Raw genomic sequence first — 17,910 nt, 5'->3', positions numbered from 1 at the left:
ACCGCCTTAAAATTAAGGCGGCGAATAAGCTTCGAGCATCAACTTGTCAACTACCTGTCAAATATGTCATGCCGCGACTGATCGCTCCGCGAAATCCTCTCCATCAATTTACAACTTTACAAGTTGGTGCTAAATCTTCCCGTGACATGCGTCGGGATCCCACAGTTGGAACGGGAATGGCTGAAGCTATCGAAGGCAACGACATGGGGCAGGATCGCGCGCCGGCCGCGCGCAGTCCTTTGGTTCAGAACGTCTTTCAGGCGCTCCGGGCTCAGATCACCGTGGGTCAGTTGGGGCCGGAGCAGAAGCTGCCGAGTGAACACGAACTCGCCGCGACCTATCTCGTTTCGCGCCCCATCGTACGCGAGGCCCTCCGGCAACTAAGGGAGGAGCGGTTGATCTATTCGCGACGCGGCGCAGGCAGCTTTGTCGTCGCACGTCCCGATCTCGGCTCCAGCCCACCTGCCGTTGGTTTCGCGCCCGTTGAAACGATTGCCGATATCCAGCGCTGTTATGACTTCCGCCTGACGATTGAACCCGACCATGCCTATTGGGCGGCATTGCGTTGGAACGGCGAAGCGCTCGACCAGATCGCCAGCGCGCTGGACCTCATGCGCGACGCGACTGTCGCTCATCTGCATCGCGAGGACGCGGATTTCGCATTCCACCTGGCAATCGCGAGGGCGACCAACAATCACTACTACGTCTCTTCCCTGACCGCGCTGAAGGACCACATCTACGTGGGCATGAAATTCCACGGCAATACGATTACGAAAGCGCAGACTGGTCTGGAAAATGTCTTCGCCGAGCATCGCGGCATATTCGAAGTGATCCGCGCCCGCGACTGCGAACGCGCGCGCGAACTGATGCGTCGCCATCTCGAAGGCTCGCGCGATCGCGTATTCGAGGGCCGCATGCTCGATCTATCGCTCTGAGGCTGCCCACGCAAAATTCGCATCCGGGGGCTGGCGAGCTTTCAGAAGGCCCTCTCGTGTGTTGGCCTTACGCTGAAGGTCCGATTACGGCAAGAACGGCCCTTCGGACATCCGCGCTCGCGTTCAGGGCAGCCTGCAGACCTCCGGATGAAGCAGGGGAGCGTCCTTCAACCAGACTTTCGCGCCTTCCGGGCCGGAGACAGCGCGCAGCACTTGTCCGGCCGGCAAGCGGACCCAACTTTGCGGGATCAGCTTCTGATCGCCGATCGACAAGCTCCCCCCGAGAACGAGCATTTCGAGCCCGCGAGCGTTCTCGACGATGATCGTCTTGCCCGGCATCCAGCTTTCGAAACGTACATTTTCGAATCCGTCATCGAACAATTCGATCGCACTCGCCGCGCCCGATCTCGGCTCCAGCGGACGACCTTCCGCGGGTCGTCGCACGATCTGGTCACGATCGCCGTTCCGGAATTGCCAAAGGCGCACGAAGATCGTGCAACCATCCTTCGATGCGGGGACATGCGAGGTCCCGGGAGGATTGCGGAAGTAGCTGCCCGCCGGGTAATCGCCGTGTTCGTCCTGAAAGACCCCGTCGAGAACGACGATCTCCTCGCCACCGCCATGCGTGTGGCGGGGAAACGCGCTACGTGGGGCGTATCGCACGATCGATGTGGCGCGGGCGACCTCGTCGCCGATGCGGAACAGCATGCGGCGGTCGACGCCGGCCGCCGGGCTGGATATCCATGGGAGCTGCGCGGCGTGAACCATCACCGGAACAGTCAGGTCGTCATTGATGCGCATCGCGCTCCTCCCTCATGGTCAACACCATTCCGAATTTGGCCCGGCCGGACTTCATCCGTGCGACCGCCTCCGCCGCTCTCTGCAATGGCGTGGTCTCGATGCGCGAACGCACGCAGGTCGTTACCCATCAAGCCGCCTCCGGGAGAGATGCTGCGAATTGCGGGTACGTCTCGGCGAGTTCGGTCCTGATCTGCCCTCGCATGAGCGCGAGCGTAGCGGCGTCGGGGCCCGGGGTCTGGGCCTCGCAACCATCGTTGTCGAAGGAAAACCCGGTCGTCTCCCGGATCTCACGCGCGCTGTGACCCGGATGCACGCTCTCCAGTCGAAACCGACCGACGTCACGCTGGAAGGAGAATAGCGCGGCGCTGGTCAGCAGCGCATGGGGCCCGCCCCGTCTGTACATGCCTTTCTCGCTGACGCCTGGCGCCGAGATGAAGTCGACCTGATCGACCAAAACCCTCGGACTATGTTCTTCGCGAAAGAGGATGACCCGCGGTACCAGGAAGTAGAGATAGGCCGATCCGTACGAGCCCGGCCATCGCACCTGAGACTTCGGATAACCGCCCGCTCCCACCAGGTTGACGTTGCCCCTCCCATCAATTTGGCCACCGCCCAGGAAGAAGGCATCGATCCGACCCTGCGCGGCACAATCGAACAACTCCTCGGAACCGCCGGTGAAGGAGTTGTGCCTGATGGATCCCAGGATCGAGACCTGCACGTCTTCCCGCCCCTGCTTCTTGTTCAGAGCTCGCAGAAGCATCGCCCCCGCTGCCGGCATCGGCGACGACATCCCGACGGCGACATGACGCACCCCGGCCAGCAGGCGCGAGATCGTGTAGATGAGCAGCTCGCGGTTGGTGCATTCGAGCATCATGCAACGTTCCTGGTGCCGATCATGTAGGTCCGGAAGCCCTCTGGTGAACGCGCGGCACGGGCATAGTTCCCGACCTCGCGCGCATCCAGATCGTATTCGGTGGAGAGGCCGGTCGGCCAGGCCGCGTTCCTATATTCCGCCACCGCGGAGACGTACATCGCCGGAAGCACGCCGGCCGCCAGCTTCTCGTCGTCGAGCAGCGAGGTTTCCGAGATCCGCTCAACGGTGACGAAAGTCTTTTTCGACGCGTGCGCCAGCAGCATGATTTCGCGGCGTCGGCCGAGACGGACGTTGCCGAAGCGATCGGCTTCAGGCGCATGGATCAGCGTGATATCAGGCTGGATGGCCGAGACCACCACGATCTTATCGCTGTCATCAAACGGATTAGTCGTCACCTTCCAGTCCGGACGGTTCTTCAGGAGGTCGCTTCCGATGATGCCGCGGATGGGCATGAACGGCACGCCCTTCGCCGCCGCCGTCAGGCCGGCGAACACCGCAGGACATGTCGCATCGAGCATGCGGAGCTCGCCGCTACGGATCGCGCGCGCGAAACAGGGAGCGCCACCGGCCTCACCGAGGCTGACCGCGCTGGTCTCCAGGACGGCGACCGCGCCGGCGCCGATCAGCATGTCGACCTGCATTCCGCCGATCGGGGCACAAACGACGTGAAGGTCGCGAATTCCGCGTTCGATCAGAAGCCGGATCATGGCGGGGCACGATCCTGCACCGTCCGGAGCCAAGCCGAGTTTGATGCCGGAGGGGATCATCTGCACCATGGTTTCGGGCGACACGAAATCAGTCATGTTCCACCTCCCGTTCGCGGCCCCATCGGTCGTCAGGCTTCCTTCATCGAGGTCAATCGAGCGAACCGATCAGGTCGTTAGGCAATCCTAGTCCTTCAGCTCGACCGAGAACATCCACATCGGGTCGTTGCATCGCGGCGAAATGGTCGCGGAGCCGCCACGACCGAGCTGCGGCCCGATCACGCCTGCGAAGACCTCGCCCGCCATCACCGCGGACAGCGCCCATGTCCCCGACCACGGCCCCTGTCGCGTAGATGACCGTCGAATTCGCGCCGGCCAACGCCTGCGCGATCACGAGCCTCACAACGTTGCTGCGCTCGAAACGGAACGCCGGCACAGCGTCCGCCATCTCCTGAACGAGGAGTTGAGACATTCAAACCTCGATTTGGCGGCGCCAACGCGCATCGCGCTGCGAAGGGCGACGGTGTAGCCGGCGATCGAGCAGATCTCGCGCTTTTCCGGATTCGCCGCTCCGCATCAAGGCGAGCAGCAGCATGTCCTCGATGCTTTCCCTCTGCGCGCCGCTGCCGCCGATGCGAGCAACGTCGCTGGCTGCGGGCTCCAGGATCCGGACGCACTCCGCAAAGTGGCCTTTCGCGAACGCGACCGCCGCGCGGCAGATCGATGGTACGACCGGACCAGCCGGGAGCGTGCCATCAGCGACGCGTCGCGTATTGGCTTCGATGCGATCGTCGGCTGCCGTGACCTTTCCCGTCGCCGCGGCCAGCAGACCCATGTGGACCTCAACGAACGCGAGTCCGGGTTTCGGAAACCGGGACTCGGCGTAACTTTCGACGTCCTCCCAAAGGCCGGACGGCACTGCATGGCCGTAGGCCTGAAGTCTCCACAGCAGTGAGACAGTATCGCTCACGACGTTGATCGGTACACCGAGCGAGACCGAAGGCTGGACATATTCGGAATAGATCGCCAAGGCATGCTGCGGATCGTCGCGCTCCAGTGCGGAGAGAGCCGCGTGCCACGCGAGATGGCCGTGAAGCGGCCCTGCCCGATCGTAGCCCGGCAGCCAGCCTTCGAGCAGCGCTTCGGCTTCCTGCGTCGCTCCCTGTTCGAACATGGCGTGCGAGACCGCGTGCGCGGCGTTCGCGTTGGCGCGGCGCAGTTCGAGGGCGCGCTGCGCGAGGTCGCGACCTCGGCTGACCGACCCGTTTTCGGCGTGAGACCAGCCGCGATAGGTCAGAAACCACCAATCGTCCGCATCATATTGAGCGGCCACTCGTTCGCAGAGGTCGACGCGCGCCCGATCATGGTCCGCCATTCCCGAAAAGGCGAACAGGCCGAAGGCTCCGAGCGGCAGAGAAAGGATCAGGACATCGCGCGGCCACTTGTCCAGGTGGGCGAGAGCGCTCTCCAACGCCTTGGCCGAGTGGCCGTTCACCGTGAGCGAGAGGGTCGAGACATGACTGGCTTCTCGTGGCGAGCCGTTTCGCGCCACGATTTCCTCCGCGGTGGCGATGCTTGCGCGCGCCTCCGCGCGCTCGGCCCGGATCGTGTGCAATCGCGCGAGGACAGCATGCGCCAGCGCGAACTCATGATCGTGATTGATCGCCTGCCGCAGCGCGTTCTCCGCTCCCGGCCAAGCCGAGAGCAGAAGGTCGACGCCTTCGCGGTAGCGGCTCGCCGCTTGCGGCGACTCTGTCGAGAGCTGGAGGCCCCGACTGTCGAACTCGGCCATGCTCTGCTCCTGATACGGGGTTGAGGCAGATCGGCCGGGGCGCAGCCTAAGTCGTCGGTCTGCCGCCAGCCTTGGGCTTCGATCGCTATCAGAGCGCAGTCAGGCTGTCTTTCGACGTTTTGCCAATTTATATAGAATATCAGCCAACCGGAGACGACATGACCTGGACACCCATATCGGCCCCTCCGGGCGTCTTGCCCCCGCGCCCCATCACTATGCGTGCCGAATCGATTCCGGCTCGGCACGAATTCGCGGAGCATGCGCATGACTGGCACCAGGTGGTCTACGCGATCGACGGGGTGCTGATGGTGAGCGCGGAGAATCGTTCGTTCGTCATCTCGCCCGACCAGGCCTTCTGGCTGCCGAGCGGCGTCTGCCATCGGGTGGGCTCACTGTTAGGCGCCGAGTTTCGCAGCCTTTGGATCGCCGTCGATGCAGGGCGGAATCTCCCCTCGGACCCTACGGTGCTCGCGGTCTCTCCGCTGCTGAAGGAGTTGATCGTGGAAGCCGCCGCGGTCGAGGGAAGCCAAGACGGCGACGGTTACCCGGACCGCATCGCGACTCTCATCCTCGATCAATTGCGCAGGGCTCAATGGCTGGCGGCTTGACTGCCTTGGCCTCGCGGCGAACGTCTGCTGCGGCTTTGCGAAGCGCTGTACATCGACCCTGCCGACACGCGCAGTTCGGACGAATGGGCCAAAACGCTAGGCATGTCCTCGCGCAAGCTCACGCGCCAATTCGAAGCTGAGATGGGTTCGAGCCTACGATCGTGGCGGCGGAGGCTTCGGCTGCTCCGTGCGATCGAACTTTTGAGCAGCGGCGCGTCGGTGACCGAGACGGCGATGCAATTGGGCTATGGGTCCACGTCAGCCTTCATCTTCGCGTTCCGGACGGAGATGGGGTCCAGCCCGCACGCCTACATGCGAAAAGCGACTGGCGGACATCGCGCCTCACCATCTGCAAGGCTTCGCTAAAGGAAGTCGCCCTGCCTTGTACCTAGGATGCCCCGGGTCGCGGAGTGCGAAGTTGTTCGGATCGTCTTCGGCCTTAGCGAATAGAGTTAGAGGAAGAACCCGATCGGCCTCGTGTTAACGAGGGCAAGAACGTCTCTCCGCCGCGCTTAGCTGCGTCAGCAGACAGAAGCTCCACCGGAAAATACCCGATCGGCTTCGACCATGCGCAAATGTCCGTGCAGGCCCTCGCCGTCGAGGTGCCTGACCGGCAGAGTTCGCGCAAGTTGCTTGCGCTCTAATGACACTTCTTCGCATGCCCGTATGCGGGCATGCACACAGCTTTCGTGTCGGAGTCGCTCAATGTTTTGACCCCGACAAGTCTACCGCCGCGTCAGAAATGGACCTCGGTGCGCATACCAAGAACCCAGGCATTGTCGGTCTTCACGCCGTCGGCATTAAACCCGCGCCCGCCGGGATTGATCACATACTGGACGTCGAACTTGAGGTTCATCCAGCCGGTCGCCTGCCAACCGTACCAAGCTTCGAGCGGAATTTCGTTACCGCCCGCATTCGGGCTGAGCGCGGCCGAGTTCACGTGAGTCGTGCCCACCGCGAAGCCGACTTCGTCCTTCGGGCGCCAGGCGAATGTTCCGGTGTGCTTGAAGCCCAAGGCGATCTGATAGTCCTGGAACGAGGTCCGGTGATCGGCGAAGGTCGAATTGAGGAAGGTGTACCAACCCTGCGCGTCGGGACCGTCGATGGTCAACCGCTGCAGGATCGACTCATAAATGCCGTAGCGGCCTCTTTGATCGCTCAGGTTTTGATCCGGAACACCACCGCCGACTGGGATGGTCGCAATGATACCCGGGAGGCCCCCATCAATGGTCGACTGACTGTCGTACCAGCCGCCCAATCTCCAGGTCCCGAACAGGGCACCGCTCGGGCTGTAGGTCAACTCCACCGGCACCAGCACACCCGAGACGGGTCTTGAGGAGGGGACGCCCGGCAAGAAGTAGATGGTGGGATCTGAGGTCGTCAGATAATTCGGATTGGAGTCGTAGACACCGGCCGAAATCTTCAATTCCTTGGTCAAGTTGAAATGGGCGACACCGGCCCATTGGCTCACCGGCCAGTTATAGATGTAGCCGCCCTGGATGTTGCCGGGCTGGCCGCCGCAGAAGGTCAGGTTGATGAATTCGCACAGACCGAAGAAGAAGTCAGAGCCGACTGGAAGACGGCCACCCTTGAGTTCAAGGCGATCATCGAAAAGCTTCTGCGAGTAGTAGAGTTCGGTCAGGCGAAAAATATTGCCGCGGCCGAAAACTTCGTTCGTTAGCTGTAAGGCCGGAATGCCTGCCTCGGTATTCAGATTGTCGCCGAAACGCTGGACTAGCGTGAGGCCGACCGTACCGCCCGGAATGCCGGCAAGCTTCGCCATGTCGAGCTTGGCCCCGAACCATAGCTGTCCAGCGTTGGCCGCGGTGTTCCTGTTTCCGCCCGACAGGTTGCCGACGGTTTCATTGCCGAGCGTCAGGCCCAGAGAGATGCCCTGCTCCTTCAGCTTGGTCCGGCCGAGATCGCCAAACAGATAGGGTCTTGTCCAAAAATCATCATCGACCGAAACATAAGGAACAGCCGGCGCTTTCGTTGAAAGGTCGGCCGCATACGCTCCACCGCTCAACAGAGATGATAAGGCAATCCCGACGCTGCACACGCGTGCGGCGTTTATAGACCTCTGCAACATTTTTTCTGGTCCTCCCAGCGTCCCCAGGCTTTGTGTATTTTGCGTCACGTTCCCGCCCAAAGCCCCCGAGCCTGGAACGTGCTCTCTCCCCAGCACACACAGATTTCAGCCGCCGAAGAAGCGGCCGTATGTCAACTGGAGGTCGGAGCTGTCATGCCTGATCACCCGTTTTCGCCGACAACGCAGTCGCGCTGCGCGGTGATGCGCTCTGCTTTCCTTGCACAAGTGTCGATCTCGGCGCCGTGCGGGCCAGGCCGGCCAGCGCCATCTTGCGCCGCCGACGGGCCTGCAATTGCTGATCCACCAGCACGCCGAGCAGAATCACCGTCCCCATCACCGCGAAGTTCAGGGAATTGGGGATGCCCAGGATGTTCACAAGGTTCTGCAGCACCTGCAGCAGCGCCGTCCCCAGCACAATACCGAGAATAGAGCCCTCGCCGCCGCGCAGGCTGCAGCCACCCAGGACGGCAGCCGCGATCGCGTAGAGCTCGTAGAAGTTGCCGAACGAACTCGGAGAGACTGAGTTCGTGTAGAATACGAACAACACCGTGGAAACCCCGGCGAGCCCGCCACTGATGATATAGGCGGTCGCGATCACCATATCTGTGCTGATGCCGGAGAAGCGCGCCGCTTCCTCGTTCTTGCCCACAGCGTAGAGCCAGCGCCCGTAGACCGAGCGGTGCAGCAGCACGCCGAGGATCAGCGCAAGGATGATAAGGAGGATGAAGGTGTTCGGGATGCCCGCGATATTCCCGGAGGCAATGTTGCTCAGTGTCCCGGCCTCGTCGCCGTAGCCGAAGCCGCGCGTCGAATCGCTCGTGTAGTAGCGCGCGGCGCCGCGATAGATCAGCAACCCGCACAGCGTCACGATGAACGGCTGCATTTTCAGCCGTGTGATCAGAAAACCCTGGATGCCCCCCAGCGCCAGCCCGCCCAGCAGCACCAGCAGCAGCGCGAAGGGCCAATAAACCTGATACGTCGTCAGAAGATCGATGAATACGACGCCAAGCAGCGCGAACATCGACCCGAGCGAAAGATCGATGCCTCCGGTGATGATCACGAGCCCCTCGCCCAGCGCGAACACGCCGAACAGGCCGATCAGGTTGGCCATATTCAGCAAGTTCACCAACGATAGAAAAGCCGGATTGATCACGCCGGTGATGGCGGAGATCACCACCAGCAGCAGGCACAGGCCGAGTTCCTTCTTCATCATGGCGCGGCGGCTTCCATCGTTTCCAGCGCTTGGCCGATCGCTAGCCGCAGCACGTTGTATTCGCTGAACTGCTCGCGCTCCAGCACACCGCTGACACTGCCTTCATGCATCACTGCCACCCGGTCGGAGACGCCGATGACCTCCTCCATGTCGGAGGAGATCATCACGATCGCGACGCCGTGGTCGGCGAGATTGCGCATCAGCGCGTAGATCTCGCTCTTGGCACCGACATCGATGCCACGGGTCGGCTCGTCAAAGAACATCACGCGCGGCTGCATGGAAAGCCACTTGCCCAGCACTACCTTTTGCTGGTTGCCGCCGGAGAGCGTCACGGCCTCCATGTCGATGCTCGGCGCCTTTATCGAAAGGCTCCTGACCTGTTCGTTCGCAACCGTGCGCTCGGCCGCGCCGTTTATCAGCCACATCCGCGCATAATTCGGCAGGCTCGCGAGCGTCACGTTCTCCCGAATCGGCAGTTCCAGCACTAGCCCGGATTTCTTGCGGTCCTCCGGCACCAGATAGATCCCCTGCCTGATCGCGTCCCGCGGCGACGCGACATCGACCGGTACGTTGTCGATCCTGATCTCGCCACCCAGCAGCGGATCAATGCCGAAGACCGCGCGAGCAAGGGAGGTGCGGCCAGCGCCCACGAGCCCTGCCAGGCCGAGGATTTCACCGCGTCGCACGGAGAGATTAATCTGCCGGTCGGGAAAGGCGATGGTGACGAGGCCGACGATATCGCAGCCGCCCGGCTGCGGCGGCCGTTTCGGCGGCGTATACAGCGCCTTCAGGTCACGGCCGATCATCAGCCGGATCATTGCGGCATGGGTTAACTGGTGCCGCGCCAACTCCCCTACCGTGCGCCCGTCGCGCAGCACCACGACGCGGTCAGCGCAGGTCATGATCTCGCCCAGCCGGTGAGAGATATAGATTACCGAGATGCCGTGCGCCTTCAGGTCGGCAATCACCTCCAGTAGCCGTTCAGTTTCCGAAATTGTCAGGCTGGAGGTCGGCTCGTCCATGATGATCACGCGGGCGTCAATCGAAAGCGCCTTGGCGATCTCCACCATCTGACGCTCCGCGATCGAGAGGTTGTCGACCAGCGTGTTCGGCGTAAAATCGGCGCCCAGCCGTTCCAGCAGCGGCGCCACGCGGGCGCGCATCTCCGCGCTGTCGACCAGCTTCAGCGGGCCGCCAGTCAGCTTCTCGCGGCCGATAAAGACGTTGGCCGCTACGTCGAGATTCTCGAACAGGTTCAGTTCCTGGTGCACGAAGGCGATGCCGGCCTGCGTCGCCTCGTTCACCGTCATCCGGGCGTGGTCGTTGCCGCCGATGCGGATTACGCCCTCGCTCGGCGCGATCACGCCACCCAGCACGCGCATCAGCGTCGATTTGCCGGCACCGTTCTCACCGATGAGGCCCAGCACCTCGCCGCGGTACACGCGCAGGCTGACATCGTCGAGGGCCCTGACACCGGGATAAGTCTTGCTGATCCCGGCGAGCTCCAGCAGCGTCTCCGCCATTCGTCGTTTCCTCCCGCACACGCCCGGCGGCTCGCGGCAGCCGGGCGGTGAAGCGCACTGAAGTCACTTCTTCAGCAGTTCCTTCAGATTTGCGGTGAACTCCGCGACGTTGGATTTGCTGATCACCTTGGTGGGCACGATCAGCTTGCCGTCCGCCGGGATCCACGACTTGTCGCCGTTCAGCGTTTTGATGATGTTGGTGGCGGAGAGATAGCCGAACTCGTACGGCTGCTGCACGACCGTGGATTCGATCGTGCCGTCGGAAATGCCGCGCAGCGTGCGCTGGTCCTCGTCGAAGCCGACGATCTTCACCTTGCCGGCCTTGCCCGCCGCCTTCACCGCATCATAAATCAGCGGTGTCTCGTAGCTCCACAGGCCGGACAACAGCGCAATGTCGGGATATTTGACGAGCACGTTCTCCATGTTCGCCTTGGCCTTGGCGAAGTCCACCTGGTCGGTGAACACGTCGACCAGCTCGACCTTGGTGCCGGCAATCGCTTCCTTGATACCTTGCACCCGCTCGCGGGCGTTGTCAGCGTCCATCGTGCCGACAAACAGCGCGATCTTGCCACCGTTCGGCAGCGCCTTCTTGATCTCCTCGCCCGCCTGCCGCCCGGCCGCGACGTTGTCGGTGCCGATATAGGCGAGACGATTGCTCTGCGGCGCGTCGCTATCGGTCGTGATCAAAACGGTCTTGGCCGCAACCTTGTTGAGTTCTTCGGTTGCGTGCGGCGCATCGTCTACAGAGATAGAGATGCCGGCGACGCCGCGCACCAACAGGTCGTCCAACTCGCGCCGCTGGCCTGCCGCGGTGCCTTCGTTGGTCACGATCAACTCGATGTTGTATTCGGGGTGCTCCTTCTGCGCCTTCTCAAGTCCGCGGCCGGCGATGGTCCAGAAGTCGGCCGCGACATTGGTCACCAGCGCGATGGTCTTTTTCTGCTGCGCCTGCGCCACCCCCGCGGCCATCGCGAGCGCTGCTGCGCTCGCCAGCAGCGGCACGATCAATTTCTTCACTGAGCCCTTCATATGCACCTCCCTTTCGTCACCCCGGCATAAGGGGATTCACGCGCGACGCATTCTTGCGCCCTATTTTATTTTTGTTTCGAAGAAATTAGCGGAGAGACATATCCAGTCAAGAGTGTCCCCGCCCCCTTCTTCAAGCAGCAATAGTACACAGGGTGCGACAATAGTAAATATCGGTACGATACGACAGCCTCCATCTGTGCTTTTTAGATTACACCTAGCGCCATCTCCGTTGATTAATTTCACTGAATAAATTAAAGGGGCGGCATGGATGAGCAGCCTGAACCGCCTAGACGTGCTTCAAATGTGGCCCGCGGATCGAGCCGCGGCCGACTCATCGAAGTGTTGCGACGTCAGGGCCCATTGCCGCGCGTGGAGCTCGCCCGTAGTACGGGGCTGAGCTTCCCGGCCATTTCGGCCATAACGTCGAGACTGATCGCGGAAGAGCTGCTGTGCGAGGCAGAATCCGAGACGGCAGCGGCAACCTCGTGGCCCGACGACACCGACGAAGAGGATGCGGACGCGCTGAATGGCCGCCGCCGCGGCAGGCCGGCGGTACTGCTGACCCTGAACCCGGAGTTTGGCCGCATCATTGCGGTGTCGCTACGCATGAACCTGATCGAGACACTGATCGCGGATTTCAGTGGCTCTGGCTTGGCGCAATCGCGACTTGAACTCTCGACGCGCGCGCTCGATGCCCGGGCGTTGCGCGATCTCGTGATCGCGCAGATCGATGCCATGCTTGACGCGACCGCCACGCCGCGCCATCGACTGTTGGGAATCGGGATTGCGCTGCAGGGCATCGTGAATGCCGACACCGGCCAGCATCTGTGGAGTCCTGCGCTGTCGGTCACCGACATCGATCTGGCGAGGCCGATCCGTGAGGCATTCGGGGTCGAGGTCGTCATGGCGAACGACGCTGTCGCAGTTGCGCTGGCCCTTGTAGCCGCGGAACCGGCACTTGCGCAGGGCCTCTCAGCCACGATCATGGTCGGCCACGGCGTCGGTATGGGTGTCGTTGTCGACGGTGAAGCGCGCTGGGGCGCCGGCAGCGAAATCGGCCATGTCAAGCTGGCGCCGGACGGTCCGCAATGCCGCTGCGGTCAGCGCGGCTGCATCGAGGCCTATCTCGCCGACTATGCGCTCTACCGCGACGCCCGCACCTTTCTCGACCTGCCGCCGGCGGTGTCGCAGCAGCCGTCCGAAGCGCAGATGGCACTGCTGCACGAGCGAGCTCTGGGCGGCGATCCCCGCCTCGAGCATTTATTCCGGCAGGCAGGCCGCGCGCTTGCGGAGGCGGTCGCCGCAACGATATCGGTGCTGCGCCCGCATCATGTCATCCTGGCGGGCCCCGGACTGCAGGCGTTTGAGATGATGCGCCACGCCTATGAGGAGCGGCTTGACCAGGCGGTGTTGCCGTGGCTGCTCCAGTCCACGGCGATCTACCTGCGTCCAAGCGAGTCGGCGGCAATCGTCGACGGCATGGTGCGGCGGACGCTGCGGGTCGTGGACCGAAATCTCATGGAGACGACCGAGTGAACACCGGGAGCTGCGGCGCTTGTTTGAGCCGCAGCAAACGCAACCGGCGCCGTCCAGGCGCCCAAATCAAGAGGATGCCAATGCAAGGCGCCATCTATCCAAGCCTCAAGGACCGGACTGTACTGGTGACCGGCGGCGGTTCGGGCATCGGCGAGGCCATCGTCCGGCAGTTCGTCGGCCAAGGCTCACGGGTCGGTTTCATCGACATCGATGAGAGGGCCTCAAAGCAGCTACTGAGTAGCCTGCCGGCGCATGCCAGCGTGCATTTCGAGCACGCAGATGTGCGCGACATCAGCGCCCTGAGGCAGGCGGTCGCAGGCGTTCGCGAGGCCTTCGGGCCGATCACCATCTTGGTCAATAACGCGGCCCGTGACGACCGTCACGCGATCGAGGACGTCACGCCGGAATACTGGGACGAGCGAATCGCCGTCAACCTGAAGCATCAGTTCTTTAGCGCCCAGGCGGTCGCGCCCGACATGATCCATGCCGGAGGCGGCTCGATCGTCAACATGGGCTCGGTGAGCTGGGTGATCGGCCAGGGCAACATGGCCTGCTACACTACCGCGAAGTCCGCGGTTCAGGGCCTCACCCGTGCGCTCGCCCGCGATCTTGGGCCGAACAACGTGCGGGTCAATTCCATCCTGCCCGGATGGATCATGACCGAGCGGCAGCAGGATCTGTGGTTGACGCCCGAAGGTGAGGCCGAACTCATGCAGCGCCAATGCCTTAAGCGCAAGCTCATGCCGGACGAGGTCGCGCGCGTCGTCCTCTTCTTCGCCGCTGACGACAGCGGCGCCTGCACCAACCAGAACTATATCGTCGATGGCGGCTGGGTCTGACCACGGCCGATGCCGGCCAGGCTCGCTTCCATTCACGCCAACGCGCTTGTCCTGGCTAATCACATCGAGACGTGGTTCTCCGTCAAAGGACAATCGCTCAACGCAGCTATTCAATGTGAGGCGCGCACCGGCCGGGACGATGGCGGAAGACGCAGGTAGCCGTAGATCTGGAGCAGAATCAGGGCCGCGGAGACCACGATGAATGCGGCACTGAGCGGCCGCTGCAGATAGATCATCAGATCGCCGCGCGACAGCACCATCGCCCTGCGGAAATTCTCCTCCAGCATGGGCCCCAGGACGAAGCCGAGCACGACGGGAGCTACGGGAAAATCCAGCATCAGGAAGATCGCGCCGACGCAGCCGAAGGCAGCGACGAGGAGAATATCGAACACGTTGTTGTGCGTGCTGTAGACCCCGACCGCGATGAAGAACAGCGCCGACGGAAACAGAAAGCGATAGGGCAGACGCAATAGCCTCACCCAGATGCCGATGAGCGGCACGTTCAGGACGATCAACAACAAATTGCCAATCCAGAAGCTCGCGACCAATCCCCAGAAGACGTCGGGATGTTCGGTAATTAGCTGCGGTCCGGTGTTGATGCCCTTGATGATCAGCGCACCGAGCAGCAGCGCCATCACGGGATCGCCGGGAATGCCGAGCGACATGGTCGGAATGAAATCGATCTGCGTTTTCGAATGGGCCGCCGCCTCAGGCGCGGCCACCCCTTCGATGGCTCCCTTGCCGAACCGTTCCGGCGTTTTCGCGATCTTGCGCTCCAGCGCATAGGCGACGAAGGTGGTGATGGTCGGCCCGGTGCCGGGCATGGCACCGAAGATGGCGCCGACGCCGGTACCGCGCAGCATCGGCAGGATGGCGGCCTTCAGTTCCCTGCGTGTCGGCATCATCTGCCGCATGGTGACGCGCGTCGTCGTGGTCGCGACCTCCCGCCGGTTGACCGTCAGCAGGAAATCCGCGACGCCGAACAGCCCCAAGGAGAGCGCCGCCAGGTCGACGCCATCAGCGAGATCCTGCAAGCCGAAGGTGTAGCGCTGGACGCCGGTGTTGACGTCGGTGCCGATTGCACCGAGGAAGAGCCCGAACAGCGTCATGGCGATGCCCTTGAGGGGCGATCCCCGCGCCATGGTCGATCCGGCAAGCAGCCCGAGCAGCATCACCGCGCTGATCTCGGTCGGCCCGAACTTGAAGGCAACCGCCTCGAGCAATGGCGAGACGAACACCATTAGCGCAATCCCGACCGACGCGGCGAAGAACGAGGCCATCATGGTGATGCCGAGCGCGGCGCCGCCGCGCCCGTTCAGCGTCATTGGATAGCCATCAATGCAGGTCACGGCATGCGGGGGATGGCTAGGCAGGTTGAGGAGGATGGCGCAGATGGCGCCGCCATACATCGATCCATAGAAGATGCCCGCGAGCATCAGGATCGCGGGCACCGCCGGGATGACATAGGTCAGCGGCAACAACATGGAGATGGTTGTCATCGCGCCCATACCGGGCAGCACGCCGATCAAATTGCCAAGCACCACGCCGATCACGACCCACATCAAGTTCGCCGGCTGCAGTGCGACACCAAAACCGTACCAGAGATCGGCTAGCGCCTGTTCCATTCCCTCCCCCCGACAATCAATCCGATACTCAACCCCAGGCGAACAGCGGAAGCTGTAGCTGCAGGCCGTAGCTAAAGACCAGAACCGCGGCGACGACGAGCCCCGCCGCCAGCAGCGCCGCATCGCGCACCGAGTTGGCCGTGCTTCCCAGCGCCGCGACAAAGACGGCGACGAAGGTCGCCGGCACCAAGCCGCCATGATCAGCGATAACCGCAAAGGCGATGAGACCACCGAGGATGCAAAGCCAAGCCCGCCAGTTGACACGCATGACTTTGCGTTTCTCCTCCTCGCTCGGCCGCGCTGTAAGGGCGATGGCGAAGCCGACGAGCATCATCAGCACGCCGTAGAAGAACGGCATGTATCCCGGTCCCATTCGGGTTGCTGTGCCCATGCGGTAGGTCAGCCCCATGGCAGCCACGCCCGCCCCGATCAGGATCAGCAGCATGGCGCCGATCCGGTCCTTGCCGAGGCGCTGGACCAGGGACACGGAGCGGTGATGGCCCGCGATGCGATCGGTCATGACGTCGGCCCGCTCACGCAATCCTGTCGCCCTTCTTGACCTGCACAGTGCGGCTGTCGACGCCCGGCAGCATCTTGGCGGGATCGCGCGTCACCACGACGTCGATCACCGTTGGGACCTTGCGGCGTACCAGCGCCTCCTTGAACGCGGGGGCAAGTTGGTCGGGACGTTCGACCCGGATGCCACGACAGCCCATCGCCGCCGCGACATCGGCGTAGTTGGTCTCGCTCAGGTCCGATGCGTGATAGGCGCCGGGGCCGTACATCAGGTGCTGCAGCGCCTTCACATAGCCCGAGGCGGCGTTGTTGACGACGATGATCGTGAAATCGAGCGCAAGGCGGCGCGCCGTCTCCAATTCGCCGATCATCATGTTGAAGCCGCCGTCGCCGGTGAGCGCGAAGACCGGCCGCCCCGGCGCCGCCAGCGCCGCGCCGATCGCGCCCGGCAGGCCATACCCGATCGAAGCCGAGCCGCGGTCCGGTACGAAGGCACGGCCGGGACGTTTGGTATCGAACAGGAGCCCACCCCAATGAGCGGCGAACCCGCCGTCGGCGACGAGATAGCCATCGGCCGGCAGCGCCGTATTGATCTCCGTCAGCAGACGGGCGATGTCGACCGGACATTCATCGGAGTTGAGGCGCGCGCCGACCTTGCGACGCCAGTTCGCCATCCGCTCGGCGGTGTCGGCCGGCCGGCCAGCCCACCGAGCCTGCAGCCGCTCCTTCTCGGGCGCGAGCGCCGCCGATAGATCGGCGATGCCGAGCAGCACATCGCCCCACAGCCGCACGGTCGCCGGCACGGTGCGGTCGAATTCCTCGGCCACACAGTCGAGATGGATCAGGCGCTTGCCCGGCGCCGGCACGGTGTAGCGCTTGGTCGCGATCTCGCCGAGCTTGCAGCCGACCACGAGCAAGAGATCGGCCTCCTCGATGAGCTGATTGGCAAAGCGGTCATAGCGGCCGAACAGGCCGGCATTGAGCGGATCGCTGCAGGGGATCGCGCCTTTGCCCGTCAGCGTGTGCGCGACCGGCAGGTTGAAGGCACGGACGAACTCGGTGAGCTGCTCGGCCGCGCCGGACAGATGTACGCCACCGCCTGCGAGAATGACAGGCGCCCTCGCGGCGGCAATCAGCTCGGCGGCGTGAGCGATGCTCGCCCCATCAGGACGGGCGCGCAAGGCCGGCACGGCGCGATAGATGCTATCGCCCTGGAAATCGGCGGCACTGAAGGAATGCACGGCGTGGGAGATGTCCTCGGGAATATCCACCACCACCGGACCCGGCCGTCCCGAGGTCGCCACCGCAAAGGCGCGGCGCATCAATTCGGGAATCCGCGCGACCTGCTCGACGCGGATCACCTCCTTGCACACCGGACGAAGCACGTCGGTCTGGCGACATTCCTGGGTCATGTTCTTCCAGGAGTGGTCGCGATGCGTATTGCCGACCAGGACCACCAGCGGCGTGCCCGAATTGAGAGCCTCCATCAGTCCGGTCACCAGATTGGTGGCACCGGGTCCGAGCGTTGCATCGGCGAGACCGACCCGGCCCGACACCTTGGCGTATGCATCGGCCGCGAAGATACCGGTGCGCTCGTCATTGATCAGATAGTGGGGCAGCCCGAAGCGCCTCGCCGCATCATAGAACGGCAGCAACTGAAACCCGCCCATGCCGAACATGGCGCCGCCATCGAAGGCCTGGATCATGCGGGCGATCGCCTCGCCGCCGGTGATTTTCAGGGAGCCAGTGTCCGACTCGGCCTTGATTTCAACATGCTGGTTCATGGTCTCGATCACTCCATTAAAAAGTTTGCGCGCTGGATGGCG

The 17,910-nt window shown here is 63.1% G+C and carries 17 protein-coding genes; 5 read left to right on the top strand and 12 right to left on the bottom strand.

Translation table 11 applies throughout. From position 1 onward, the window contains the following. Positions 1 to 176: 176 nt before the first annotated feature. Positions 177 to 935 (top strand): FadR/GntR family transcriptional regulator, encoded by a 759-nt coding sequence (locus tag P6U23_RS16180; protein ID WP_407181484.1) that lies wholly within the window; start codon positions 177 to 179, stop codon positions 933 to 935. A 123-nt stretch (positions 936 to 1,058) separates the two neighbouring features. Here P6U23_RS16180 and P6U23_RS16175 read toward each other — a convergent pair whose 3' ends face one another. The 5 genes from P6U23_RS16175 to P6U23_RS16155 all read right to left on the bottom strand — a co-directional run bounded on the left by P6U23_RS16175 (position 1,059) and on the right by P6U23_RS16155 (position 5,106). Further along, positions 1,059 to 1,736, bottom strand: a complete 678-nt coding sequence (locus tag P6U23_RS16175; RefSeq protein WP_407180704.1) for a cupin domain-containing protein — start codon at positions 1,734 to 1,736, stop codon at positions 1,059 to 1,061. Between the two features lie 127 nt (positions 1,737 to 1,863). Next, the gene (locus P6U23_RS16170) at positions 1,864 to 2,607 is read right to left on the bottom strand and encodes a CoA-transferase (protein WP_407181483.1); all 744 of its coding nucleotides are present in this window, start codon (positions 2,605 to 2,607) and stop codon (positions 1,864 to 1,866) included. Continuing rightward, positions 2,607 to 3,413 carry a CoA transferase subunit A gene (locus P6U23_RS16165; RefSeq protein WP_407180703.1) on the bottom strand — a complete coding sequence of 269 codons (807 nt, stop codon included), beginning with the start codon at positions 3,411 to 3,413 and terminating at the stop codon, positions 2,607 to 2,609. The genes P6U23_RS16170 and P6U23_RS16165 overlap by 1 nt, the downstream gene beginning before the upstream one ends. Before the next feature lie 52 nt (positions 3,414 to 3,465). Further along, the gene (locus P6U23_RS16160; protein ID WP_407181798.1) at positions 3,466 to 3,786 is read right to left on the bottom strand and encodes a hypothetical protein; all 321 of its coding nucleotides are present in this window, start codon (positions 3,784 to 3,786) and stop codon (positions 3,466 to 3,468) included. Next, positions 3,787 to 5,106: a tetratricopeptide repeat protein gene (locus P6U23_RS16155; protein ID WP_407180702.1), complete on the bottom strand. Its 1,320-nt coding sequence runs from the start codon at positions 5,104 to 5,106 to the stop codon at positions 3,787 to 3,789. Positions 5,107 to 5,264: 158 nt separating this feature from the next. Here P6U23_RS16155 and P6U23_RS16150 point away from each other — a divergent pair, with 158 nt between their 5' ends. Both P6U23_RS16150 and P6U23_RS16145 read left to right on the top strand, forming a co-directional pair. Beyond that, a complete protein-coding gene (locus P6U23_RS16150) occupies positions 5,265 to 5,714 on the top strand; it encodes an AraC family ligand binding domain-containing protein (RefSeq protein ID WP_407180701.1) in 450 nt (149 codons plus the stop codon). Between the two features lie 102 nt (positions 5,715 to 5,816). After that, a complete protein-coding gene (locus P6U23_RS16145) occupies positions 5,817 to 6,080 on the top strand; it encodes a helix-turn-helix domain-containing protein (RefSeq protein ID WP_407180700.1) in 264 nt (87 codons plus the stop codon). 370 nt (positions 6,081 to 6,450) lie between these two features. Here P6U23_RS16145 and P6U23_RS16140 read toward each other — a convergent pair whose 3' ends face one another. The 4 genes from P6U23_RS16140 to P6U23_RS16125 all read right to left on the bottom strand — a co-directional run bounded on the left by P6U23_RS16140 (position 6,451) and on the right by P6U23_RS16125 (position 11,568). After that, positions 6,451 to 7,803: a carbohydrate porin gene (locus P6U23_RS16140; protein WP_407181482.1), complete on the bottom strand. Its 1,353-nt coding sequence runs from the start codon at positions 7,801 to 7,803 to the stop codon at positions 6,451 to 6,453. A gap of 151 nt (positions 7,804 to 7,954) precedes the next feature. Next, on the bottom strand, positions 7,955 to 9,016 hold the full coding sequence (locus tag P6U23_RS16135) for an ABC transporter permease (protein WP_407180699.1): 1,062 nt from the start codon (positions 9,014 to 9,016) through the stop codon (positions 7,955 to 7,957). After that, complete coding sequence (locus tag P6U23_RS16130) at positions 9,013 to 10,539, bottom strand: sugar ABC transporter ATP-binding protein (protein ID WP_407180698.1); 1,527 nt, start codon at positions 10,537 to 10,539, stop codon at positions 9,013 to 9,015. The genes P6U23_RS16135 and P6U23_RS16130 overlap by 4 nt, the downstream gene beginning before the upstream one ends. A 63-nt stretch (positions 10,540 to 10,602) precedes the next feature. Beyond that, positions 10,603 to 11,568 carry a sugar-binding protein gene (locus P6U23_RS16125; protein ID WP_407180697.1) on the bottom strand — a complete coding sequence of 322 codons (966 nt, stop codon included), beginning with the start codon at positions 11,566 to 11,568 and terminating at the stop codon, positions 10,603 to 10,605. Between the two features lie 264 nt (positions 11,569 to 11,832). On the opposite strand from P6U23_RS16125, the gene P6U23_RS16120 reads away from it, so the two are divergent. Both P6U23_RS16120 and P6U23_RS16115 read left to right on the top strand, forming a co-directional pair. Continuing rightward, on the top strand, positions 11,833 to 13,104 hold the full coding sequence (locus tag P6U23_RS16120) for an ROK family protein (protein ID WP_407180696.1): 1,272 nt from the start codon (positions 11,833 to 11,835) through the stop codon (positions 13,102 to 13,104). 80 nt (positions 13,105 to 13,184) lie between these two features. Next, positions 13,185 to 13,943, top strand: coding sequence for an SDR family NAD(P)-dependent oxidoreductase (locus P6U23_RS16115; protein WP_407180695.1), 759 nt, complete (start codon positions 13,185 to 13,187; stop codon positions 13,941 to 13,943). Positions 13,944 to 14,053: 110 nt separating this feature from the next. Here the strand turns inward: P6U23_RS16115 and P6U23_RS16110 are convergent, their stop codons facing one another. From P6U23_RS16110 to P6U23_RS16100, 3 genes are read right to left on the bottom strand one after another with little or no spacing between them, the layout of a single operon-like run. Continuing rightward, positions 14,054 to 15,568, bottom strand: coding sequence for a tripartite tricarboxylate transporter permease (locus P6U23_RS16110; protein ID WP_407180694.1), 1,515 nt, complete (start codon positions 15,566 to 15,568; stop codon positions 14,054 to 14,056). Positions 15,569 to 15,596: 28 nt separating this feature from the next. Next, complete coding sequence (locus P6U23_RS16105; protein ID WP_407180693.1) at positions 15,597 to 16,088, bottom strand: tripartite tricarboxylate transporter TctB family protein; 492 nt, start codon at positions 16,086 to 16,088, stop codon at positions 15,597 to 15,599. A gap of 13 nt (positions 16,089 to 16,101) precedes the next feature. Continuing rightward, complete coding sequence (locus P6U23_RS16100; RefSeq protein WP_407180692.1) at positions 16,102 to 17,868, bottom strand: thiamine pyrophosphate-binding protein; 1,767 nt, start codon at positions 17,866 to 17,868, stop codon at positions 16,102 to 16,104. Between the last annotated feature and the right edge of the window lie 42 nt (positions 17,869 to 17,910).

It is taken from the genome of Bradyrhizobium sp. STM 3562 (assembly GCF_045571435.1).
Classification (GTDB): Bacteria; Pseudomonadota; Alphaproteobacteria; order Rhizobiales; family Xanthobacteraceae; genus Bradyrhizobium.
The sequence above is the reverse complement of the archived record's forward strand: the minus strand, read 5'-3'. Positions and strand labels throughout refer to the sequence as shown.